This is a genomic window from Algoriphagus faecimaris (genome assembly GCF_900101705.1).
In the GTDB taxonomy this organism is placed as follows: Bacteria; Bacteroidota; Bacteroidia; order Cytophagales; family Cyclobacteriaceae; genus Algoriphagus; species Algoriphagus faecimaris.
Genome location: NZ_FNAC01000085.1, coordinates 1 through 3,603 on the forward strand (window position 1 = coordinate 1; position 3,603 = coordinate 3,603).

A 3,603-nucleotide genomic window follows, 5' to 3' on the forward strand; every position below is an offset into this window, starting at 1 on the left:
CCCGAGATTCGGGATACGGTGGTCCCGATTCTCGGGATAAATAGTGTGAGGCGCTCCCCGTCAGAGGAATCTGGCGGGGCCGTCTACACGATTACCTGCTGCCGTTCTGTCCGTCCGAAGATGGTCAGTTTGAAGTTTGAAAGCGGGTTTTCTAAAGCGTTTAATATTCAAGCTATAAAGTTATAAGTTAAACTAAAAGGTTTCTTGTCCAACAAGTTCAAAAAATTCAAGACCACCTGATATTGAACCGTCTCTAAGCCAAGCCAAATTGCTCGGTCTATATTGGGTGTCTTCTAATTGTGGTATCTCTGATAATAATTCCCATTTACCAAGGCAAGTTTGTCTAATTGCTTTCATAGCTTTAACACTTACTCCAAAAAATGTTGGTGTTGGAATACCTAACTTCAAAACATTAGGATAAAAAATTACAGTTCCTTCACTCGTTTTTGTCATTTGAGGTTCTGTGTCGGAAAAGAATCCACCAACGAAAAGTTCTCCTTTTAATGGTTCATAGTTACAACGCCAAACAGGTAGCGTAAAAGATAATTGTTCTGGAACGACAAAGCCTCCTTCAAGAGAAGATGAAAGAAGGCCTAAACCTAATTTTGAAAGTAGCCGTGAATAATGAATTGCTATGCAACCTCTCCCAAGTCCAAATGAACTATCGCCAAGAAATCCGTCTCCATTAGTTTCAGGGTCTTCAGCAAACACTTTTGATTTGTTGGAAGCTCTATTTGTATCAGTTGTAAATTTTGTTGCAACGATGTATCCTTTCAATTTCTTCTGACTGCCTGATGAGTCATAAATTGCAATTCTTTTGAACTGATTTCGCCATTCTGTAAAAGCGGCAGAAGTAAAAGCAATGTTTGAGAAGCGTCCTTTTGCTTCGCCAATAAAAGGTTGATCAGGTGAAATTGAACATAAATAGTCTGGAGCATCACCTTTTGAAATTCGCTTCACGGTTATTCCGTTAAATGCAGCATGGGCTGGCTTATCTAAAACCTTGTCCATGTGTGCAAAGTAAGTTATCCCACAAAATTCATATAGAAAATATCGGCAAAACGCTTGTCCTAAGTCCATAGACATGTTTCTCTTCTTTCCTTCGCTTGCAGCAGGTCCTACACCTAGAAATCTAAAGTCATTTGCAGCAGATAGAAAATGTAAATATTCAAAATTTGCGTGGTTAGGGTTAGGTGGGTTTACTCCATAGCTGTCCGTATAATAGTGATGATAAAGTCGAGCAAGGTCAACTGTAAATTCTGTGTCGGCAGCATCTATTGTCGGCACAAGTCGTAAAGCTGTTGGAACAGATGGAAAGTTGCTTAGTGAAAATTCAATAGTCTTGTTCATTCGTTTGTTTTATGTCTGTTCTTATAATGCTCGTCAGTTTGATTTGTCACTGTCCCCAACGGTTGCAGGTAACGGTCAAGTATAAGCGAAGTGCGGGATTTCGGAGACTGTTTCTGTCAGCCTACCGCAAAGTTTCTTAGGAGCAAAAATGCTCAATTTTAGCTGTTCAGCCCGCATTACGCTTATACAATGCTGGGGCCAGTGTTCTTTTATTTCCACCAGTCAAAATTGTCTGATATGATGATTTCATTCTTTTGAATATGGTGTGTCGTTTTCATTGGAATTGTTCGAAAGTCAAGGTTATACTTTTTAGCGAATCCCCTTATTTCTTCAGTATCATCATAAGTAAGCATAAACTTCCCTTTGAGTTGAGCAGTTAAAGCAAACAAGGCATCATGGTCAATTTCAAAGTGAGTATAAAGTCGTCTACCTGCAACGGTGTATGGTGGGTCAATAAATGAATATGTATTAATGTCATTCTTAATTTTGTCTAATTCTGAAAATGCATCACCTTCGACAAATTTCATTTTAGCCTTTACATGTCCTACTGCCATGATTCTGTCTCTTAAGGTCTTTGGATACCAACGGGATTTGATTCCCTTACCGTTTTCACCATTCTTAATTAGTCCTGAACCTTTGGTAATTATACCCCCATGAAAGATTCTATTTTTAAGTATCGTGCTAAAAGCTTGTTCTTTGGTTGTTTTATTTTCCTTTTTAAGTATTGAGTTTGCACTCTCAGGATTTAGGTCAAATGAATAGATTTTATCTGCCAACCAATTATGGTCGCCATTAATTATCACATCCCAAACAGCAGCTACTTCATGGTCAAGTTCAACCATTACAATATTTTCGGCTAAACTCTCAAATGCTGCGGTAAGGCCTACAATTCCACCACCTGCAAATGGCTCAATTAATGTTTTGGTGTCTTTTGATTGCTTAAGCCATTTTCTCACGACAGGAATTAACCACGTCTTTCCACCTGGATATCTGAATGGACTTCTCTGTGGAACGGAAGCCACATTCACAACCTTTAGTGTTGCCTTTTTCTGTTTCGTTTCAAACATTGATAATTGTCCGCTCATGATTAACTGCTAATTATGTCTGTTAATGACGGTGCATCTGGCGGGTTTTTATCCAAATGCTCGTCAAGACGGTTTTGTAAAATATTGATAAAGTCCGAAATATCTCCTGGTTCGGGAGTAGTAACCCTTAAAAGTGCAGGTTCAAATTCAGTATAAACTGTTTCAGTTAGTACAAGATTATTTTGCTTTTGTTCCTTATCAAATACAAGATCGTATAGAAGCCAAGCAATGTCAGCTTTTGATTTAGTAGTTGTGGGCAGTTGTGGAAGAGTTTCAAAAAATGATTTCTGTAAGGCTACTGTCTGTTTCTTTTTCCAAGATTGAAATATTCCACCCTTGTAAAGCATTTGCGGAATAAGTCGCTTTCGAGACGATGATAGATAATCGGGTTTGGGATAGTTATACCCTTTAGGCCACTCAAAATCTTTCGAAGGTTTTTTGATATACTCTTCGAATGGGTTTCTAAGATTTCCTGAAATATACACTCCCTGAACTTCGAGTGAAGCAAAGTCTATGAGTTGACCTTTATCGTTGTATTGAACAAGTACAAAATCTATGTTGCCTGCTGATTGTCCGTTTTTGTCAACGAGTTTGATTTCCGACAGAGAAGTCCAATTTGCTTTTTTACCAAACGCAAATTCAGCAGCTTTTTCAACAATAATCCAATCTTCTCTAAATCTGGTTGGACAGGTAATTACTGAAATGCCATTGTGCCAAACACTGCAAACCCCAAGTGGATTGTTTGCTTTATCCTTCGTACAGTTTGGGACTTTGTTGTTGAAAGGACAAAGTTTTTGCTTTCGATAACGTTCTGCCTTTGTGCTTTCATTCTCAATTGGAAAGCCAAAAACTTCACCAAGAGGGCTTTTATGTTCTACTTTTTTTGCCATGTTCAAAGATATGAAATTCTGTCGGCCGATAGAAATTTTTGTTGGTGATTTTCACATTGGCCCCAACGTTTTGGCGCTTGGCGCAGTGGCGGATTTCGGAGCACAAAACTGTCAATACACCACAAAAGTTGATGCGAGGTAGAATGTTCAATTAACCACTTCACCCGCCATTGTGCCAAACGCCTGTTGCACTAAACCTGCGGTAGTTTCAAGAGCAGCCAGAAAGAGGTAACTTTTTAGATCAATTTTAATCTCGTTTTAATCATGAAAAAAAAAGG

Annotated in this window: 3 protein-coding genes; all 3 read right to left on the minus strand. The window is 38.6% G+C overall.

The genetic code is table 11. From position 1 onward, the window contains the following. Window positions 1-192 precede the first annotated feature (192 nt). Window positions 193-1,350, minus strand: a complete 1,158-nt coding sequence (locus BLQ57_RS20575) for a hypothetical protein (RefSeq protein ID WP_087941487.1) — start codon at window positions 1,348-1,350, stop codon at window positions 193-195. Between the two features lie 209 nt (window positions 1,351-1,559). Continuing rightward, complete coding sequence (locus tag BLQ57_RS20580; RefSeq protein ID WP_205635653.1) at window positions 1,560-2,435, minus strand: DNA adenine methylase; 876 nt, start codon at window positions 2,433-2,435, stop codon at window positions 1,560-1,562. A 2-nt stretch (window positions 2,436-2,437) separates the two neighbouring features. Continuing rightward, window positions 2,438-3,325 (minus strand): NotI family restriction endonuclease, encoded by an 888-nt coding sequence (locus tag BLQ57_RS20585; protein WP_087941486.1) that lies wholly within the window; start codon window positions 3,323-3,325, stop codon window positions 2,438-2,440. Between the last annotated feature and the right edge of the window lie 278 nt (window positions 3,326-3,603).

What these genes read in the sequence shown, in the direction of transcription:
- BLQ57_RS20580 (WP_205635653.1), bottom strand. Translation starts at nt 2,435, where the DNA reads ATGAGCGGACAATTATCAATGTTTGAAACGAAACAGAAAAAGGCAACA.
- BLQ57_RS20585 (WP_087941486.1), bottom strand. Translation starts at nt 3,325, where the DNA reads ATGGCAAAAAAAGTAGAACATAAAAGCCCTCTTGGTGAAGTTTTTGGC.
- BLQ57_RS20575 (WP_087941487.1), bottom strand. Translation starts at nt 1,350, where the DNA reads ATGAACAAGACTATTGAATTTTCACTAAGCAACTTTCCATCTGTTCCA.